This is a genomic window from Nonomuraea antri (assembly GCF_013283785.1).
Classification (GTDB): Bacteria; Actinomycetota; Actinomycetes; order Streptosporangiales; family Streptosporangiaceae; genus Nonomuraea; species Nonomuraea antri.
In genome coordinates this window covers 1-17,682 of sequence record NZ_JABCPZ010000222.1, presented here as the reverse complement: position 1 = coordinate 17,682, position 17,682 = coordinate 1, and the positions used below count along the sequence as shown (strand labels likewise).

General features: G+C 74.0%; 19 protein-coding genes. 10 read left to right on the top strand and 9 right to left on the bottom strand.

Features of this window, described 5'->3' with window-relative positions; all coding sequences use genetic code 11:
• Together HII36_RS44195 and surE are read right to left on the bottom strand one after the other, a co-directional pair.
• Positions 1-1,100 (bottom strand): sensor histidine kinase (locus HII36_RS44195; RefSeq protein WP_173529343.1); only part of this gene is annotated, 1,100 nt, incomplete at its 3' end.
• Between the two features lie 159 nt (positions 1,101-1,259).
• Positions 1,260-2,162 carry a 5'/3'-nucleotidase SurE gene (gene surE, locus HII36_RS44190; RefSeq protein WP_173529342.1) on the bottom strand — a complete coding sequence of 301 codons (903 nt, stop codon included), beginning with the start codon at positions 2,160-2,162 and terminating at the stop codon, positions 1,260-1,262.
• 63 nt (positions 2,163-2,225) lie between these two features.
• Here surE and HII36_RS44185 point away from each other — a divergent pair, with 63 nt between their 5' ends.
• Entirely contained in the window at positions 2,226-2,816 is a 591-nt protein-coding gene (locus HII36_RS44185; RefSeq protein WP_173529341.1) for a TetR/AcrR family transcriptional regulator, read from the top strand.
• A 4-nt stretch (positions 2,817-2,820) separates the two neighbouring features.
• On the opposite strand, the gene HII36_RS44180 is transcribed toward HII36_RS44185, so the two are convergent.
• Positions 2,821-3,477, bottom strand: coding sequence for a LysE family translocator (locus tag HII36_RS44180; RefSeq protein ID WP_173529340.1), 657 nt, complete (start codon positions 3,475-3,477; stop codon positions 2,821-2,823).
• A gap of 115 nt (positions 3,478-3,592) precedes the next feature.
• Between HII36_RS44180 and HII36_RS44175 the strand changes: the two genes are divergently transcribed.
• The gene (locus HII36_RS44175) at positions 3,593-4,930 is read left to right on the top strand and encodes an aminotransferase-like domain-containing protein (RefSeq protein WP_173529339.1); all 1,338 of its coding nucleotides are present in this window, start codon (positions 3,593-3,595) and stop codon (positions 4,928-4,930) included.
• A 107-nt stretch (positions 4,931-5,037) separates the two neighbouring features.
• Positions 5,038-5,793: a hypothetical protein gene (locus HII36_RS44170; protein ID WP_173529338.1), complete on the top strand. Its 756-nt coding sequence runs from the start codon at positions 5,038-5,040 to the stop codon at positions 5,791-5,793.
• A gap of 19 nt (positions 5,794-5,812) precedes the next feature.
• On the opposite strand, the gene HII36_RS44165 is transcribed toward HII36_RS44170, so the two are convergent.
• Together HII36_RS44165 and HII36_RS44160 are read right to left on the bottom strand one after the other, a co-directional pair.
• Positions 5,813-6,421 (bottom strand): class I SAM-dependent methyltransferase, encoded by a 609-nt coding sequence (locus HII36_RS44165; RefSeq protein ID WP_173529337.1) that lies wholly within the window; start codon positions 6,419-6,421, stop codon positions 5,813-5,815.
• 4 nt (positions 6,422-6,425) lie between these two features.
• Entirely contained in the window at positions 6,426-7,808 is a 1,383-nt protein-coding gene (locus HII36_RS44160; RefSeq protein ID WP_173529336.1) for an alpha/beta hydrolase domain-containing protein, read from the bottom strand.
• Between the two features lie 103 nt (positions 7,809-7,911).
• Here HII36_RS44160 and HII36_RS59380 point away from each other — a divergent pair, with 103 nt between their 5' ends.
• From HII36_RS59380 to HII36_RS44145, 3 genes are all read left to right on the top strand, one after another.
• Positions 7,912-8,418 (top strand): ClpX C4-type zinc finger protein, encoded by a 507-nt coding sequence (locus tag HII36_RS59380; protein WP_407940869.1) that lies wholly within the window; start codon positions 7,912-7,914, stop codon positions 8,416-8,418.
• A gap of 106 nt (positions 8,419-8,524) precedes the next feature.
• A complete protein-coding gene (locus HII36_RS44150; RefSeq protein WP_173529334.1) occupies positions 8,525-9,124 on the top strand; it encodes a hypothetical protein in 600 nt (199 codons plus the stop codon).
• On the top strand, positions 9,121-11,271 hold the full coding sequence (locus HII36_RS44145; protein ID WP_173529333.1) for a stress protein: 2,151 nt from the start codon (positions 9,121-9,123) through the stop codon (positions 11,269-11,271). The genes HII36_RS44150 and HII36_RS44145 overlap by 4 nt, the downstream gene beginning before the upstream one ends.
• 14 nt (positions 11,272-11,285) lie before the next feature.
• On the opposite strand, the gene HII36_RS44140 is transcribed toward HII36_RS44145, so the two are convergent.
• Positions 11,286-11,603: a helix-turn-helix transcriptional regulator gene (locus HII36_RS44140; RefSeq protein ID WP_173529332.1), complete on the bottom strand. Its 318-nt coding sequence runs from the start codon at positions 11,601-11,603 to the stop codon at positions 11,286-11,288.
• Positions 11,604-11,883: 280 nt separating this feature from the next.
• On the opposite strand from HII36_RS44140, the gene HII36_RS44135 reads away from it, so the two are divergent.
• On the top strand, positions 11,884-12,204 hold the full coding sequence (locus HII36_RS44135) for an STAS domain-containing protein (RefSeq protein WP_173529331.1): 321 nt from the start codon (positions 11,884-11,886) through the stop codon (positions 12,202-12,204).
• Between the two features lie 91 nt (positions 12,205-12,295).
• A complete protein-coding gene (locus HII36_RS44130; RefSeq protein ID WP_173529330.1) occupies positions 12,296-13,063 on the top strand; it encodes an SDR family NAD(P)-dependent oxidoreductase in 768 nt (255 codons plus the stop codon).
• 70 nt (positions 13,064-13,133) lie between these two features.
• Here the strand turns inward: HII36_RS44130 and HII36_RS44125 are convergent, their stop codons facing one another.
• Positions 13,134-13,289 (bottom strand): hypothetical protein, encoded by a 156-nt coding sequence (locus HII36_RS44125; RefSeq protein ID WP_173529329.1) that lies wholly within the window; start codon positions 13,287-13,289, stop codon positions 13,134-13,136.
• 255 nt (positions 13,290-13,544) lie between these two features.
• Between HII36_RS44125 and HII36_RS44120 the strand changes: the two genes are divergently transcribed.
• Together HII36_RS44120 and HII36_RS44115 are read left to right on the top strand one after the other, a co-directional pair.
• Positions 13,545-14,102 carry an adenine phosphoribosyltransferase gene (locus tag HII36_RS44120; RefSeq protein ID WP_173529328.1) on the top strand — a complete coding sequence of 186 codons (558 nt, stop codon included), beginning with the start codon at positions 13,545-13,547 and terminating at the stop codon, positions 14,100-14,102.
• 120 nt (positions 14,103-14,222) lie between these two features.
• Entirely contained in the window at positions 14,223-16,211 is a 1,989-nt protein-coding gene (locus HII36_RS44115) for a preprotein translocase subunit SecA (RefSeq protein WP_173529327.1), read from the top strand.
• Positions 16,212-16,282: 71 nt separating this feature from the next.
• On the opposite strand, the gene HII36_RS44110 is transcribed toward HII36_RS44115, so the two are convergent.
• The gene (locus HII36_RS44110; RefSeq protein ID WP_173529326.1) at positions 16,283-16,984 is read right to left on the bottom strand and encodes a hypothetical protein; all 702 of its coding nucleotides are present in this window, start codon (positions 16,982-16,984) and stop codon (positions 16,283-16,285) included.
• Positions 16,971-17,682 (bottom strand): hypothetical protein (locus HII36_RS44105; RefSeq protein ID WP_217370715.1); only part of this gene is annotated, 712 nt, incomplete at its 5' end. The genes HII36_RS44105 and HII36_RS44110, both read right to left, overlap by 14 nt.

The following is a 17,682-nucleotide window of genomic DNA, read 5'->3' as shown; positions in this document are numbered from 1 at the left end:
TCGCTGGGCGGGGTCGGCCGGCGGCCCTCGTCGGTCACGCGGATCTCCAAGTTCTCGGTCCCGGGGTTCAGCGCCACCGTCACCCGGGTCGGGCCGGCGTGCCTGATCACGTTGGTGAGTGATTCCTGCAGGATGCGGTAGGCGGCGCCGCCCACCGCGCTCGGCAGCGGCGTCGCCGGCTCGCCCTGGTCGAGCCGGATGTCGAGCCCGGCCGCGCGGGCCTTGTCGGTCAGCTCGCCGATCTGTCCCATGCCCGGGTACGGCTGGCGTCCGTCGCCGTACTCGCCGTCGTCGTCGCCGCGCAGGACGCCGAGGATGGCCCGCATCTCCCGCAGCGCCCGCGAGCTGGTCTGCTCGATGGCGCGCAGCGCCTCCCTGGCGGCATCCGGCCGCTTGTCCAGGACGTGCGCGGTGACGCCGGACTGGACGTTGATGATCGCGATGGCGTGCGCGACCGTGTCGTGGACCTCGCGGGCGATCCGCAGCCGTTCGGCGTCGGCGCGGGCCCGGGCCTCCTCCTCGCGCGTCCGTTCGGCCAGTTCGGCGCGCTCCTGCGCCTCGAACGCGATGACCCGGCGCGACCGGACGGACTCGCCCAGCGCCGCGCTCATCACCGACGCGCCGATGCGGAAGAACACCCAGCCGATGGCGGCGCGCGGCTCGATGTCGGCCGCCGCGACCAGCCAGACGACGGCGAGCACGGTGACGCCCACGCCGGCCGTCACCAGCGAGCGGCGGCCGTCCCCGTACGCGGCCAGCGTGTACAGCGCGACGAACAGCCCGAGCCAGCCGGGCCCGTCGGGAAAGCCGAGGCCGTAGTAGGCCAGGCTGCTCAGCGCGGTGACGCAGAACACCGCCACCGGCCACCGGCGCCGCACCACGACGGCCACCCCGCCCGCGACCAGCAGGACGTATCCCAGCGATCCGAGGTCGCTGAGCGGCCGGGTCGCCCCCTCGGCGGCGATACGGGACAGGGTGCCCTGGACCTGCATCGCCGTGACGAAGAGTGCGAGCAGCACGTCCTGCGCCGGTGCGGGCAGGCGCTTCGACAGCAGCTGCGCCGGCGCGGGCAGGCGTGCGGACACCACGCGGGGGATCATGCCGCGATCCTACGGTTCCCCGCCCGCGACGGGACTCCCCCCGAGGGCGCGCCACCGCCTACGACGCGGAGCGTACGCGGGCCCGGTGAACTACGCGGATTCGCGTAACTCCGCTGGTGGACCGCCGAGGAACCGCCCACATGGCCGAGCGGGGTCCGGCTACGGGCGCAGGCCCGCCAGACGGGGGCGCAGGCGTGCCGTCGCCGCCGGATGCGCCTCCCAGCTGCCGTCCAGCGCGGTGATCGTCACGTGCCCGGCGTCGAGCAGCGTGCGGTCCGCGTCCGGCACCGGGTCGGGCGCCGAGGTCAGCACGGGCAGGATCCGGTAGCAGGTCGCGCACGCCTCCGGGGCGGGCGCGTAGGCGGTCGAGACGAACGCCGAGGTGCCCAGCCGCGCGAAGCTGACCCTGCCGTTGGGCCGCACCGGGTAGTTCACGTTCAGCACGGTCCTGGACGGCAGGATCTCCCGCCCCCTCGCCAGCCGGTCGACCAGCTTCACCGCGAAGGCGATCGACCGCTGCGCGCTCGGGAACGACGGCGGGTCGGTCGTGAGGTCCACGGCGGTGCTGAACGCGACGGCGGGCACGCCGTCGTCCAGGGCGGCGATGGTCGCGCCCACGGTGCCGGAGTGGTTGGCGACGGCGGCGACGTTCTGCCCCGCGTTCGGCCCGGAGACGACCAGGTCGGGCGGGTCGCCCGCGTACAGCACGCGCAGGCCGAACGCCACCGCGTCGCCCGGGCTGCCGCTGACCGCCCAGACGCCGGGCGCCTTCCGCTCGGCCTGCAGCGTGGTGCCGAACCTGGCGTTGAAGGCGGTGCCGGTGCCGCTGGAGTCCGTGGCCGGGGCGACGATGGTGACCTCGTGCCCGGCGGCGTCCAGTGCCTGCTTGAGTCCCTGGATGAACGGGAAGCCGTAGCCGTCGTCGTTGGTGAGCAGGATCCGCAGCCCTTGGCGCGGCTGCTCCGCCTGCGCGGACGGCGGCTGCTGCTGCGCCTGCGCGGACGGCGTCGCGGTGAGGAAGGCTGTCACCATCAAGAGCGCGATGAGGACGCGTTTGGCCATGGGAGACTCCCTGTCCCACCTTCGCGCCTGAGGTGTGATTTACGTTACAGTCTGGAACGAATAGTGGAACGCGAAAGCCCGGCCGTCAAGGGACGGCCGAGAGACCCCGACCTCGACGCCCGGGTGCTGCGGGCCGCGCTCGAGCTGGTGGTCGAGGTGGGCTACCAGCAGACCTCGATCGACGCCATCGCGCGCCGCGCCGGGGTCAGCCGTCCCGCGGTCTACCGGCGCTGGCGGGCCAAGTCCGACATCGTGGCGCAGGCGCTGTTCGGACGTTCGGCGCCGGCCGAGGTCCGCGTGACGGGAGACCTGCGGCGGGACCTGCGCGCGTGGGTGGACGCGGTGCTGGCCAGGTTCGGCGGCCCCGCGATGGCGCACGCGTTCCTCGGCCTCATGGCGGACCTGCGGGACCGGGGCGACCGGCGTTTCCGCCTCGACCTGGTCCAGCCGCGCCGCGACCACCTGGCCAGGACGCTCGCCCAGCCCGGGGCGCGGCCCGGCGTCGACCAGCAGGTGTTCCTGGAGCTGCTGGTCGGGGCGGTCTTCCTGCGGGTGGCGACCGGTCACGACGTGTCCGACCCCGCCTACGCGGAAGAGCTCACCGACCTGCTGCACCGCGCCGTCGCCGTCGATCCCGGCGGACGTCCGAGCTGAACACTCACGAGGCCGGGACGGTTGGCGGGCCGCCGGAGCCGCTGAGCGCGAGCGTCACGGCCAGGACGCCGAGCAGGCCGCCCATGGCGATCCGCTGCGTCCGCAGCCAGGCGGGACGGCGCGCGAGAAAACCCGCCACGGCCCCGGCGGCCAGCACGAACGCCAGGTTCACCGTGACGGCCACCGCGATCTGGCACGCCCCGAGCACGAGCCCCTGGGCCAGCACGTCGCCCCTGCCGAGGTCGACGAACTGCGGGATGATCGACACGTACAGGATGGCGATCTTCGGGTTGAGCAGGTTCGTCATCAGTCCCATGGTGAACAGCCGGCGCGCGGAATCGGCGGGCACCGGCTGGACGCCGAAGACCGACACGCCGCCGGGCCGGACCGTCTGCCACGCCAGCCACAGCAGGTAGAGCGCACCGGCGAACCTGATGGCGGTGAGCAGCTGCGGCGCGGCGGCGAACAGCACCGCCAGGCCCAGGTTCGCGGCCAGCAGATAGACCAGGAACCCGGCCGCGACCCCGCCCAGGGCGACGACGCCGGCCCGGCGGCCCTGGCCGATGCTTCGCGACACCAGGTACATCATGTTGGGCCCCGGGGACAACACCATGCCCAGCGCGATCGACACCACACCGAGCACCGCGCTCTGCTCGACCATCGTTCTCCCACCAATGCATTCATCAATACGCCGACTTTGGAACGATATTTCGTCATCTCAGCTCAGAGCAATATCGAGGATTGAACTCGGAGCAATGTTGTGCTTGACTGCCGGGATGGACGACTACCGGCGAGTCGCCGACGAGGTGGCGGCCGAGATCGCGGCCGGGCGGCTGCGGCCCGGCGACCGCCTGCCCACCCAGCGGGAGTTCGCCCGCAGGCGCGGCATCGCCGGCTCCACCGCCGCCCGCGTCTACAAGGAGCTGATCAGGCGCGGCCTGACGGTGGGCGAGGTCGGGCGCGGCACGTTCGTCAGGGCCGCCGTCCCACTTCCTGGCCCCGCGCTCACCGAACCCGGGAGCAGCACGGTCGACCTGGAGCTCAACCACGCCTTCGTGCCCGAGCAGGCGGGCCTCCAGGCCGAGAGCATCGCCGCGCTGCTCCGGCCCGACGTGCTGGAATCGTCGATGCGCCCGGTGGGCGCGGCAGGAACCGCGCAGGCCCGGGGCCGGGTCGCCGACCTGCTCGCCCGCCCGGGCTGGCGGCCGGCGCCCGAGCAGGTGCTGTTCGCCGGCAACGGCCGCCAGGCGATCGCCGCGGCCATGGCGGCGCTGGCGTCACCCGGCGCCAGGATCGGCGTGGAGGAGCTCACCTATCCGGTGGTCAAGGCCATCGCCGGGCGCCTCGGCGTCACGCTCGTGCCGCTGGCCGTCGACGCCTCCGGGCTGGTGCCTGAGTCCGTCGAGTCCGCCGCGCGCAAGACCCCGCTCGACGCCGTCTACCTGCAGCCGACGCTGCACAACCCGCTGTCGCTGACCATGACGGCGAGCCGCAAGGCCGAGCTGGCGGACCTCCTGAGACGGCTGGACCTGCCCGCGATCGAGGACGCGGTCTGGTCGTTCCTGCGCCCCGACCTTCTGCCGCTGGCCGCGCTGGCCCCCGAGCGGACCATCCTCGTCGACAGCCTGTCCAAGCGGCTGGCGCCCGGCCTGACCGTGGGGTTCGTCGTCGCCCCCGGGCCGCTGGCCGCGAGCGTCGCCGCCGCACTGCGCTCCGGGGCCTGGACGCCGATGCGTTTCGCGCTGGACGCCGCGACGCGCTGGGTGGGCGACGGCGTCGCCGGCACGGTGGCCGAGGCCAAGCGCCACCAGGCCGTCGCCAGGCAGCGGCTGGCCGCCGAGCACCTGGGCGAGTTCGCGGTGCGCGCCGACCCGCACTCCTTCTCCTGCTGGTGGGAGCTGCCGCCGCCGTGGCGGGCCGACACGTTCGTGGCCGCCGCCGCCCGGCACGGCATCGCGGTCACCCCGGCGGCGGCGTTCGCCGTCGGACGTCACCGCGCGCCGAACGCCGTCCGGCTCGGCCTGGCGTCGCCGTCCGCCGAGACCCTGGCCAGGGCGCTGGCCACGCTCGCCGCCCTGGCCCGCGCCACCCCGGACGACCTGCTCGTCGAATGACGGCCCCGACGACCCGGGATGGGCCAGGATGGGACGTGATGACGACACACGGGGACGACGCGACGGGCCGTCGAGCCGAGAACGGGCGAGGCGAGAAGCGGCGAAGCATGGGGCGAGGCGGCAAGTGGCGGCGCCGGGTGCTGATCGCGGTCGCCGGGCTGCTGGTGGCCGCCGCGCTGGCGGCGGGCGGCGTCGCGGTCGCCTTCCCGTCGGTCGCCGCCACGACCTGCCCCGGCTGCTACGGGATGACCAGGCTCAGGCCGGGCCTGTACATCGAGCCCGGGCTGCCGGCCGCCCGCGAACGGGAGATCGCCGCGGTCGTCGACGCGGCCGAACGCCGGGTGGCCGCGTTCTACGGCGGACGCCGCAGCACGCCCGACGTCCTGGCCTGCGCGAGCGCCGTCTGCTACCGGCGGATCGGCGGCGGCGGGGAACGCGGCGTCGCGGTGCTGAACCGGGCGGTCATGCTGTCGCCGAGCGGCATCGACGTGGCGATCGCCGCGCACGAGATGTCACACGTCGAACTGCACACCCGGCTCGGTTCGGCGGCCGGCCGGGTCCCGCAGTGGTTCGACGAGGGACTGGCCGTCGTGGTCGCCGACGACTCCCGCTACCTCAAGCCCGAGACGGCCGGCGACCGGTGCCTGGTGTCCACGGACGAGGCGTTGCCGCGCACGCTCGACGAGTGGCTGCGCGCGGCCCGGGCCGACCGGAACACCTACGCCAAGGCCGCCTGCCGGGTGAGCCGCTGGCTGGCGGCCAACGGCGGCCCCCGGGCCGTGCTCGACCTCCCGGACAACCTGCCCGCCGAGCCGCCGGACAACCAGCCGGACGACCTGCCCGCGACCTCGCCGCCACCGTGACCTGGTCGCGGGAGTCGTCCTAGCGGGGTTTGTCCCACACCAGCAGATACCGCCGCAGCAGCAGCCGACGGAAGCGGCACCCGGGCAGTTCCCTGGCGGCGGCCCGCGCGGTCTCGGCCCACGGCATCACCGGGTTCACGGCGAACACCCCGTCGCCGGGACCGCGCTTGCCGCCGTGGAACGGCGCCAGCACGCGCGAGACGGCCTGCCCGGCGAGCCGGTGGACCCAGTCGCGCGGCGAGGTGTCCTTGGCCAGGCCGATGACCACCAGCCGCCCGCCGGGGGCCAGCAACCGCCGCAGCGCGGCCGCGGCCGCGCCGAAGTCCGCGTGGTGCACGACCGCGACGGCGCTGACGAAGTCGTGGCCGCCCTCGGGCAGCAGGTCCGCGTCCAGGAAGTCGCCTTCGACGAACGTCACGTTCGGCACGCCGCCGTGCCGCCGCCCGGCCAGCTTGATCGCCTCGGGCGAGCGGTCCACCGCGGTCACGCCGGGCACGGCCGCGGCGAGCCTGGCGGCCAGCAGTCCGTCGCCGCAGCCCACGTCTAGCGCCCGCGCGCACCCCTCGGGCAGGAGCCTCAGCACCAGCTTCTGGTAGTGGACGTTGTGATTCCAGTACGTCTGCGGCACCCGATCACGCTAGCGGCATCTCCGCCGCGGCCCGATACGCGGCGGCGGCGAGCGCCTTGATCTCGTCGCCGTCCGCCGCGAGCAGGAACCCGGCCGCGATCGCGGCGTCGGTGGCGGCGTGGAAGGCCGGCAGGTAGTCGTCCGCGCCGCCCGGGTAGAGCCGGGCGAGGGTGTCGCCGGTGAACGGGACGGTGTGGCCGAACAGCCGCTCGATCAGGCCGTCGTTCGGGCTGATCCCGGTCAGCATCGCGGTGGGCACGTCCATCCAGGGGGTGCGGACGCCGCCGCGCGCGTTGCCGTGCTCGTCGCGGCGCAGCAGCGGCGGCGGACCCGGCAGGACCTCCAGGAGCGGGGCGTGCGGCGGGGGAGTGCCGTCGCGCACCCAGCGGGCCAGGCGGTGGACGGCGGCGTTGGCGACGTAGTGGTGCTGCGGCGCGGCGTTGACGGTGTGGCCGACGTCGAAGCCGGCCGCGCGCTGCCGGGGCGCGAGCGCGGCCGCCAGCGCGGCGGGATCCATGGACGTCATGTCGTGCCCGGCGGCGACGTCGACGTAGGTGTCGGCGTGGGCCGCCCCGGCGACCTCCCAGACGCGCAGCAGCGGCCCGTCGGCCCGGCGGGCGGACAGGTAGTCCATGGTGATCACGTCGGTCTCGGTGAGCAGCGCCAGCACCGGGACCCGGGGCTCGCCGAACGGCATCGGCTGCGGATCCATCTCGACCGGCTCGGGTAGCACGAGCTGGGACGCGGCCCCGATGCGGCTGTGGGTCAGGAAGCCGTCGTACACGCGGGCGACGGGATCGACCGCGTTGATGTAGGTGCTGAGCCGGTAGGCGGCCAGCGACACGCCGGCGGCGATGAGCCTGGCGCCCGGGAACAGCTTGGCGACTGCCCGTCCGGCCTGGGAGAAGATGTCGTAGGAGCAGTCGTCGCCGGGGTGGCGCAGCGTGCCGTACCTGTCCGGGTCCGCGGTCACCAGCCCGCCGGGCGCGTCCCCTTCGGGCGGCGTGACGCTGCCGGTGACGCCGGCGCACTGGGCCGAGACGCCGGCCCACGCGTATCCCTCGCGCACCAGCTCGGTGTGGGTGTAGAGCCACTCCACGCCGGCGTCGACGTAGGCGGAGACGTTGAACCACTCCACGATGACGACGCCGTTGAAGCGTTCCCGCCGTTCGGGGGCGCGGGTGAGGACGCGGGTGACGTACGGGGCGTGGGCGCGGGCCTCGATCCGCCCGGGCTCGGCCGGGTCCTCGCGGTAGGCGGCGGCGGTGCCGCTGATCAGGAATTCCTCCTCGACATAGCCGGCGGGGACGGCTCCGGCGCGGCTCGCGTCGACCGGCCGGGCGCGGCCGCCGGGGCTGGGACGCAGGTCGGGTAAGTGGGTGCGCATGGACGTGTCCTGTCTCTTCGGGAGATCGTCGGCTGTCAGCCTGTCCTTGACAAGCCAACTGTGTCAAGCTCGGGCTGACAAGCGGCGATGGGATGATCGGGGGGTGACGCGAAGCAGACGCACCCGCCCCGTGGGCTCCACCGGCGGCCTGACGACCCATTGCTCGTTCTGCGGCAGGCCGCACGCCGAGGCGGCCCGGGTGGTCGCGGGTCCCGGCGTCTACATCTGCGACGCCTGCGTGGACCTGTGCAACCAGATCATCGCCACCTCGCCGCCGTCGCGGGAGGGCGACGCCAAGCCGGTGCACCGCGGCCCCGACCCCCGTACCGACGAGTACCTGTCCGGCATGTCCGACGAGGACATGCTCGCCATGCTGCCCCGCCAGGCGCTCACCGTGGAGCAGGCCGAGCGCGACCTGCGCGCGTGGGTGCGGCTGCTGCGCGACCGCGGGGTCACCTGGGCCAGGATCGGCGAGGCGCTGGGCGTGTCGCGCCAGGCCGCGTGGGACCGCTTCGCCGCCGACATCGCCACCGGCGCCGCCACCGACACCCCTGCCGACCCCGACATCGCCACCGACATCCCGGCGGGCGCCGACGCGCCCGCGAACTGACGCCACGATCAACCGGGCCGTAACGATCTTGCCGGCCGCGACGATGATCTTCTCGTTGCAACGCTGCCGGATCATGGTCCGGCCTGGCTGGAAGGGGTATCGGCGGGTGACCCAGTGGTACGCGCGCATGGCCGACATTCCGGGGATCGGGTTCGCGGGGAGCCCGGACGTGGATCGTTCCCGGCTGCCCGGCGCCCACGTCCGTCCGGAGCAGGAGCGGGGGAGCCGCTACCTGTTCTGGCCCACGCCGGACGGCGGCACCTCGTCCTCGCCCGCGCACGGCCGGGCCTTCGCCGACACCAGGGACATGACCGCGGACCGGCTCGTGCGCTGGGTGTGGGAGGGCGTGGAGCTCCCCGGCATCCCGTCCGACTACCACTTCCTGCTGCAGAACGCCGTCAAGCAGTTGTGGTCGCAGCGGCGCCGGGCCCCTGAAGGGCTCCGGTTCGTGGAGGGGTTCGCCGCGCTCGACCTCGGCCTGGCCGAGGCCGCGCCGTACGCGGTCGCCGTCGACGAGCAGGACCTGTCCAAGGGCTTCGCGCGGCTGACGTCGGTGGAGATCTGGATGAAGCTGCTGGCGGCCGAAGGCGCGCTGCACGACGCCTCCGCGGTGAGCCGCCGCGCGACGCGGTTCGGCGACGCCTACCGCGACCAGGACCTGGACGCGAAACTGGCCGCACTCGAAGCGGAGTCGCAGCTCCCATGACCGAACACCCGTACGCGGCCGCTCTCGCCGCGGCCGAGCCCGATGAGTTCCTGCGCCTGGAGCGCGAGTCCGGCGGGCACGCCAGGTTCGCCGACCTCGACCGGCTGGCCGCGAACGTGATCGCCGCCGCGCTGGCCGGACGCCAGGTGGCGGCCATCGCCCCGGGACAGCGCGGCGCGAAGAACAGCGACGTCCTGACCCTGGCCACGATCGGCCCGCAGGAGCACTCCCTGATACGGCAGGCGCACACGCTGAGCGCCCAGCAGGAACGCGGCGCCTGGCACCTGGCCGAGCAGGTCTCGCTCAAGGCCGGGGTGCTCAACCTGCCCGCCTACCTGCGCCACCACCCCTGGCACGCGATCACCCTCGCCGCCGAGGACACCGCCCGCGTGCACCTCGGCTCGACCCCCGACGCGATGGCGGCCTGGTCCCTGCTCATCCCGCTGTTCGACGACCTCATGGCGCCCGTCGCCACCCGGGCCGCCGGCTCCGCCAAACCCGTCCAGGACCAGCGGCGGAACTGGACGGAGATCACCGCGGCGTACCGGGCGCTGGGGGTGCCGGGCACGCCGCGGACCGACGTCTTCGGCTACGGCGGCGGCTGGCACCGGCTCGACCGGGCCGGCCAGGTCCGGGCCAGGCTCGCCCTGCTGGACGAGCTGAGCCGCCTCGACCCGCTCCAACTCGCCGCCCGCTTCCGCGCCACCCGCCTGCGCGCGCTGATCGCCGCGACGCTGAAGAAGGCGCGCGAGGGGACGCCGCCCGCACGCAAGGTGCTCACCAAGGCCCTGCAGCCCGCACTGAGCGCCTACTTCGGCGGCGACTGGCCGGCCTTCCTCGACCATCTCGGCCTGCCGCGCGACCCGGCCGAGGAGATCGCCCCGGCACTCCCTGGAGCGAGACCGCAGGCAGCCCCTGCCACGCAAGGAACCGGGACCAGGACTGGGAACGGGCCCGGGTCCGGGCCTGGCGACGTCCAGGCGACGCTGGCGGCCTTGCTCGGCCAGGACGGCGCCGAGTCCCCGGTGCGGCGCCGGACCGACACCCTGATGCGCTGGTGGTCGCAGTTCGACGCCGTCCACGCGCGCCAGACGCCCGGAATGCCGCCCCTGTGGGGGCTCGTCGAGGACACGCCGTACGCCATCGGCGCGGGCCCCGGCCCGGTCAGGCAGCTCTACCGCAGGCTCATGACACCCGACCTGGTGGCGGAGGTCGACCGGCTCTGGGACGGCGTCACCCTGCCGCGCTGGCCGGAGAACATCGTCAGCGAGCCGTATCCGCACAAGCTCATGGCCGAGACCCTGGGGCCCGCGCTCGCGTTCTGGCACGGGCTCGCGCTCACCGCCTGGTTCGTCTGCGAGGGGCCTGCGTCCAGGACCACAATCCCCGGGCTGCGCGCCTACCACGCCCGCCGGCTGACCGAGCTCGAACAGGCCGGCACCCCCGTCCATCTGAGCGTCTTCGACGAGCTCGAGCACGCCGAGCGGTTGCTCGGCCCGCCCCAGCCGGTGTACGCGCACGGCGGGCACCTGGCGACGGGGGAGCGGCGGGCCGGATTCGAGGCGCTGCGCGACATCATCACCCGGCACCGCCGGGGATGGAGCCACCGCTACCTCGCCGAGTACCTCCGGCACCGGTGGCACGGTGAGCTGACCGGCGTCGCCTACGAGGTGAACAAGTTCGCCGCCGCCCGCGGCAGGCTCCCGACGTTCAAGCAGTTCGCCCGCTTCGCCGCCACGGCCGCCGACCACTGGTTCAACGGCGACCTGGCCGGCCTGTACGCGGCACTCGGCGAGACGGCGCCCGCCGGGTCACAGCGGGTGGACCTGCTGGCGGGTACCGCGCACGACTTCGTCGACGCCGTGTACGCGGCGCTCGGCGGACCGCCGTACGAGGAGGTCATGCGCCTGCCGGGAACCCCGCTCGCGGACGAGTGCCGGCAGAAGGCCAAACTGGCCGCGGCCGCCGTGTCATTCCTGCAGATCGCCGAGGCGCTCGGCCGGGCGCCGGAGAAGGCGGAGTTCGGGGCGGGCCGCCACGCCTGGGAGTGGGCCGGGGGGCTCGACCGGGGATGGCCGATCTACTGCGACGCCATCGAGACGGCGCTGAAGCGCAACGACGTCCCGGGCCGTGGACGACGGGCATGACGGCCGCGCCCCGGTCAGGGCCGCTCCTCGGGGACGAACAGGTCGTGCTGGGTGAAGATGTCGATCAGGAGCCGGACCGGCAGCCCGGCCTCGGTCGGGTAGCGGAAGCTCTGCTCCAGGTTGAGGCTGTAGTGGTTGCGCCGGCCGACCTTGCCACGCTGGAGGTAGCCGGCCGCGTGCAGGTCGGACACGATGCTCTGCACCGCGCGTTCGGTGATGCCGATGCCGGAGGCGATGTCCCGCAGCCGGATCTGCGGGTCGCGGGCGATCTCCACGAGCACCCGGGCGTGATGAGTGAGGAATGTCCAGCTTGCGGGGCGGTCTTCGGACACTGCGGTGAACCTTTCGCGGTTCTCGGCCCCCGAAAGCGCGCAGATGCCGGGGGCGGGGACGATTCACAGAAGATCCTATGACGAACAATCTTTCCGGTAACCCGGTGCGCGTATAGGGTGGACGGGCAGGCGGCGCACCGGCGCCGGTCCGACCTACCTGATTCCGAGGCCGCCCATGCGATCCTCGTCACATCCCTCGACCCGTCGCTCGCCGCGTGCCGAAGGTGGCCGAGGATCCAGTTCCCCGCTGGAGCTCGACAGCCATGAGCTGATCACGGGCGTGCTCGTCACCCTGAGCGGGGAACTCGACTCCACCAACGACCTCGACCTCGAATCGTTCGTCGACGGCCTACTCCGGCCGAACCAGGCGCTGATCCTGGACCTGGGCGGGCTGACCTTCATGGACGGCCGCGGCCTGAGCGCGCTGCTGCGCCTCAGCGGGGTCGTCCGCAGGAAGGGGGGAGCGCTGCACCTGGCCAACGTGTCGGACCTGCCCGCGCGGCTGCTGCAGCTGACCGGCATCTGGGACGCGCTCAACATCCACACCAGCGTGGAGGCCGCCATCGCCCAGACCCTGCACGGCTACCCCGCCCCGTCGTAGCGCGGTTCGCGCCGGTTCCGTGTCACAGGAGGCCGGGGCTGTCTCGTCCCGTGGGAGACGGATTCTCCCGCTGACGGACAGGAGCCTTGCCATGAACGAGCGGAACACCCACCGGCAGGTGGCGTTGATCACCGGGGCGAACAAGGGGATCGGCCGCGCGGTCGCCGACCGGCTCGCCGCGCTGGGCATGACGGTGCTGATCGGCGCCAGGGACGAGCGGCGCGGCGCGCGGGCCGCGGCGGCGGTGCGGGCGGCCGGGGGCGACGCGCACGCGCTCACCCTGGACGTCACCGACCCGGCCACCGCCGCGGCGGCCGCGCGCTGGATCGAGGACCGCTTCGGCCACCTCGACGTGCTGGTCAACAACGCCGGCATCACCGGCTCTGGCCGGGTCGCCCCGCAGGACGCCCGCGACCAGGTCCCGAGCACCGTCGACCTGGACATGGTCAGATCGGTGTTCGAGACCAACGTCTTCGGCGTGATCGCGGTGACCAACGCCATGCTGCCGCTGCTGCGGCGCTCGCCCGCGGCGCGCGTCGTCAACGTCAGCAGCGCCGCCGGGTCGCTGACCGTCAACTCCATCCCGGACGGGCCGCTGTCGGGCCTGCCGACGTCGGCGGCGTACTCGCCGTCCAAGACCGCGCTGAACATGCTGACCGTGCAGTACGCCAACGAGCTGCGCAAGGACGGCATCCTGGTCAACGCCGCCGACCCCGGCTACGTCGACACCGAGATCAACGACCACCGCGGCCACCTCACCCCCGCGCAGGGCGCCGCCGTCGTGGTGCGCCTGGCCACGCTCGGCGCGGACGGCCCGACCGGCGCCTTCCTCAGCGAGGCCGGCCCGCTGCCCTGGTGAGTCTTGCCCGGATGTGCGAACGCCGGCCCGCGCGGTGCCGCGGGCCGGCTCGGGCCGTGCCGTGCTGGTCTCAGCCGATGCTGTAGTGACCGGTGAACCTGGCGCTCTTCACGCCGCCGAACAGCGCGCCGCCGGTGCACTTGGCGGCCCCGCTGAGCAGGTCGGTCTGGAACTGGCCGGTGAAGCTCTGCCCCTGGAACTGCCCCGACTGCACAGTGCCTGACACCTTCGCGGTGTTGAGCACGGTCTCGTCGATGTCGAAGGCGACGGTGCTGGAGTCGCCGGTGTTCCAGGTGATGGTGGCGGTGCCGCCGCCGGCGTAGTTGCTGGCCGCGCAGGTCGGACGCCTCCACCATGACTGTTACTCAATGTGATGTCAAGACTATGTAAGGTAATCATTGCAGTTCACGGGCACTTTCCCCGGTCGTCGTCCGCGGAAATCCGGTGGACGCCGGGCTCGCGCCATGCCGATGATCTCCACGTGCACGTGAATCAGGAGACCGACACCCTCGTCGCGCGCCTGCGCGCGCTGTTCACCTGGCGTGGCGGCGGCGCGGACATCGTGGCCTGGTGGGCGCACGCCGACGTGCTGGCGGGCCTCGGCCCGGCCCTGGCGCGCCTGCACGCGCACAGCCGTCCCAGCATCGTGATCGCCCCCGAGGCCCGCGGCTTCATCCTCGGCCCGCTCGTCGCCACGGCCGCGGGCGCCGGTTTCGTGGAGATGCGCAAGGGACGCGCCGACGGCGACGCCCGCGACCGGGCTCTGATCCAGGACCGGATCGTGACCAGGAGCACCCCGCCCGACTACGCCGACCGCACCCTCGACTGGGTGGTGCAACGGCGCGTGCTGCGTCCCTGGCACCGGGTGTTGTTCGTCGACGACTGGGTGGAGACCGCGGCCACCGTCCGCACCGCGCGCAAGATCGTCGAGGACAGCGGCGCGACCTGGTCCGGCGCAGCGGCGATCGTCGACGGCACGACCGGGCAGGCGCACCCCGAGCTGCGGCTGCGCGCCCTGCTGCGGGTCAGGGAGCTGTGATGACCGCGACGGCCCGCGAAGGCCGGCGCGAAAGCGATCCGTGACGATCCGGGGGCTCGCTGAAATCGTTTCGGAATGACATTCTGTTCCGGAACGCGGTACGACGGGGGAAGGCGGCAAATGGAGCGGATTGCCGTGCGGGACGACCACCATCAGCTGATTCAGGCGATCGACGCGCTGGAACCTCACATGGCGCGGTCGTCCGACGGGGAACTCGCGGGGACGACGACGGAGTTCCGCCGCCGCCTGGCCGCCGGGGAAACGCCCGACGCGCTGCTGCCCGAGGTGTTCGCGGCGGTCAGAGAGGTGTCCACGCGGGTGTGCGAGCACCGGCACTCCGACGCCGAGCTGCGCGCCGGCCTGGGCCTGTGCCGGGGCGCGGTGGTGGAGCTGGCCGATCGGGCCGGCTCGGCCGCCGCCGCGACCCTGGCGGTCGTGTTCCACGCCGTCACCGCCGCGCGCGACGGGGCCGGCGTGCATCTGATCACCGCGCACGACGCCACGCACACGAGCCGGGTGTGCCGGTTCCTCGGGCTGACGGTCGCCGTCCTGCGCGAGGGGCGGATGACCGGCGAGGAGCGGCGCGCGGCCTGCGCCGCCGACGTGACGGTGGGCCCGGCCGAGGACTTCACGGTGACCCACCTGCGCGACAACAGCGTGCCCGGCCCCGGCCTGCGCGCCCTGCCCGCGCGGGCCCGGGCCGTCGTCATGGACGCCGACGTCGTCCTGCTCGACCGGGCCCCCGTGGAGCTGATGCTGAAGGAGGACGGCGAGGTGGTCGCCTGGACCACCATCGGCCATGTCATGCGCGGGTACGAGCACCTGTCCGGGCTGGCGCGGACGGCGGCGACCGACGCCGACCAGTTCGGCCACGGCTACGGGCTCGGCGTCGAGGTCGTCGAGACCCCGCCGCCGGGCAGGCACGACCACCCCGACGCGCTGTTCTTCGGCGTCCGGGCCAAGCTCCGCGCCCTGGCCGACGAGGCCGCCGCCGCGCACGCCGCGGACCGGCCCGTGCTCATCCTCACCGGCACGCCCGAGGAGGCCGAACAGCTGGCCGGGCTGCTGGAAGAGCGCGGGCTGACGCCGACCCCCGCGCACCCCGGCCGTCCGCTCGCCCGGGCCGGCCGGCCGGGAACGGTGACGCTGCTCTCCGAGCCCGTGGACGACGACCAGATCCCGCTCGGCGGCGACCTCGACTGGCTGGTGGAGGAGCGGACGCTCGGCTCAGGACTGGACCCCGTCATCGCCACCGGCGCGGCCTGGACGGCGGCCCTGGCCGAGAACCGGCGGCAGCTCCTGCCGGAATGGGCCGCCGACCGGCGCCGCGTGCTCGACGCCGGCGGGCCCGTCGTGCTGAGCGCGGTGCGCCTGGTGTCCAGGCGGCTGGAACAGCGCTGGCGCGGCCTGGCCGGCGGCAGCGGCGACACCCGCTTCTACTTCGCGGTGGAGGAACTGCAGTCGGCGCGGATGGCCGCGCTGGTGCGCCGCATGGGCGTCGGCGACGACCCGGCGGACGGCCGGATCACCACCTGGGTCACCCGGCGCTGGCACCAGGGCATCGAGAAGCGGCAGGCCGAGCGGTGGCGGCTGCTGATCGACTTCTCGGCCGTGCTGAACGCCGCCGGCGACGCCGTCTACGCCGACCGCCGCGACCTCGTCGAGGGCCCCGACCCGCTCGCCGCGCTGCTCGCCCTGCCCGGCCCCGGTTCCGGCGGTGGCGACGACCAGGCGTGCCTGGCCAGGGCCGCCGAGCTGGGCGCCGAGGCGACGGCCGAACGGGTGCGCGCCGGCGCGGCCGCCGCCGTGGACCGGGAATGGGCCCGCTGCCTGCGCGAACTTCGGCAGCGGCTGCAGCAATTACAGGACGAGCTCTTCCCCGCCGACGCGCTGCCCGGCTACCGCGAGGAGGCCGCGCGGACGCTGCGCGGGCTGCGCGAGCGGGTGCGCGAGCACACCGTCCGCGACCTGCTCGACGAAGGCGTCGCCGGGCTGGCCGAGCAGATCGCCGAAGGCGGCTGGTACGTCCCGCCGCCGGCCGGCGCGAACGGCGGGTGGCGACAGTGGTCCAGCGGCGCCGCCCGCACCCGGCCCCCGTGGCAGCCCTGACGGCACCGGGGAACGGGGTGCCCGCCGGTCAAGGGCGGTGGTGGCACTGGCGGCACCGGGGGAGCCGCGGGTCAGGGGCGGCGGCGCAGGCGGTGACGCAGCGCGGTGAACCAGCGGCGCGGCAGCGCCAGCGTCAGCACGGCCAGCAGCAGGTGCGCCGCGATGAACGCGTACGCCTCGTTCCTGCTCGCCACGTGCCCGAGCCGGACCGTGATGTGGTGCGCCCAGTCCCAGACCTCGGGGATCCCGTCCAGCCGGCTGTTCAGCAGCACCGCCACCAGATCCTCCAGGCCCGACATCTGCAGGATCGTCATCGCCGCGCCGACCCGCAGCACGCCTTCGCGCGAGCCGCCGCCGAGCCGGTAGGCCAGCGCGAGCGCGACGATGATGAACGGCACGAACACCACCACGTGCAGGTACAGGTCCTCGAACGCGGCCGTGCCGTCCACCATGTCCAGCGCGGTCATGAACGTCTGGGGCACGAAGTAGCCGAGGAACGCCAGGAAGATCGCCGGCAGCGCGATCAGGTGCAGCCGCAGGCGGCGCGCCCAGTCGACGTCCAGCCAGGCCACCGCGGCGCAGGCGGCGAGCTGCGGGGTGAGCTTGACCAGCAGCATCCACACGGAGCTGATCTCCCGCTCGTACGGCAGGACGAAGCGCACCACCGCGGCCAGCGCCACCGCCAGCGCGGTCAGCAGCAGCGCCACCCGGTTGGACCGCCAGAACGGGGCGGCGGGCCTGGCGGTCGAGGTGGCCGGCTCAGTCGTGATCATGATGGTTTCCCTCGGTGCTCGTCGATCGGTGCGTGACGATCGGGGTGCCATGGCTGGGGCAGGGCTCCGTCGTCAGCGGGCCGGCGCCGTCGGGGACGACGTCCAGCAGGACGGGCCGCCGGACGCGCAGCGCCGTAACGGCGATCGTTTCCCCGGCCGGGCGGGCGTGGAAGTGCCGCCACAACACGTGGGAACGCCCGCAGGCGGGCACGACGGCCGCGTAGTAACCCACGTACGGGTCGTACGCCACCACCGCGTCCCCCGCGACGGGCTCGTTCGCCACCACCGCACCTCCCGTGACGGGTTTGTGCGCCACCACCGTGCCCGTCGCAACGGATTCGTGCGCGCCCATCCCGTCTCTTCTCGGGCGGCCGTCCGGCGCCGTCCGGATGACGGGTGTGACCTGGACGCCGTCGAGGTCGGGCAGCAGCGCGTCGAGCGCGGCCCGCTCGCCCACGACGATCGCCCGCCCGGCGGCGGTGGCGAGGGCGAGCGCGGGGGCGTTCAGCGCGCGGCGGCGCCGCTCGTCGACGACCTTCGCCCCGGGCGCGAGCAGCACCCCGTAGCGCGGGCCGCCCCACCAAGGGCCGCCCCACCACGGGCCGCTCCACCATGGGCCCAGCGCGCGCCGGTCCAGCACGGCCGGCCGCACCTCCAGCACCGGCACACCGACACGCGACCCCGCCCCGGGCTCCGAC

Coding starts and splice junctions, on each gene's coding strand:
- surE (WP_173529342.1), bottom strand. CDS start 2,162: ATGGCCAAACGCGTCCTCATCGCGCTCTTGATGGTGACAGCCTTCCTC.
- HII36_RS44180 (WP_173529340.1), bottom strand. CDS start 3,477: ATGGTCGAGCAGAGCGCGGTGCTCGGTGTGGTGTCGATCGCGCTGGGC.
- HII36_RS44175 (WP_173529339.1), top strand. CDS start 3,593: ATGGACGACTACCGGCGAGTCGCCGACGAGGTGGCGGCCGAGATCGCG.
- HII36_RS44170 (WP_173529338.1), top strand. CDS start 5,038: ATGGGGCGAGGCGGCAAGTGGCGGCGCCGGGTGCTGATCGCGGTCGCC.
- HII36_RS44160 (WP_173529336.1), bottom strand. CDS start 7,808: ATGCGCACCCACTTACCCGACCTGCGTCCCAGCCCCGGCGGCCGCGCC.
- HII36_RS44145 (WP_173529333.1), top strand. CDS start 9,121: ATGACCGAACACCCGTACGCGGCCGCTCTCGCCGCGGCCGAGCCCGAT.
- HII36_RS44130 (WP_173529330.1), top strand. CDS start 12,296: ATGAACGAGCGGAACACCCACCGGCAGGTGGCGTTGATCACCGGGGCG.
- HII36_RS44115 (WP_173529327.1), top strand. CDS start 14,223: ATGGAGCGGATTGCCGTGCGGGACGACCACCATCAGCTGATTCAGGCG.
- HII36_RS44110 (WP_173529326.1), bottom strand. CDS start 16,984: ATGATCACGACTGAGCCGGCCACCTCGACCGCCAGGCCCGCCGCCCCG.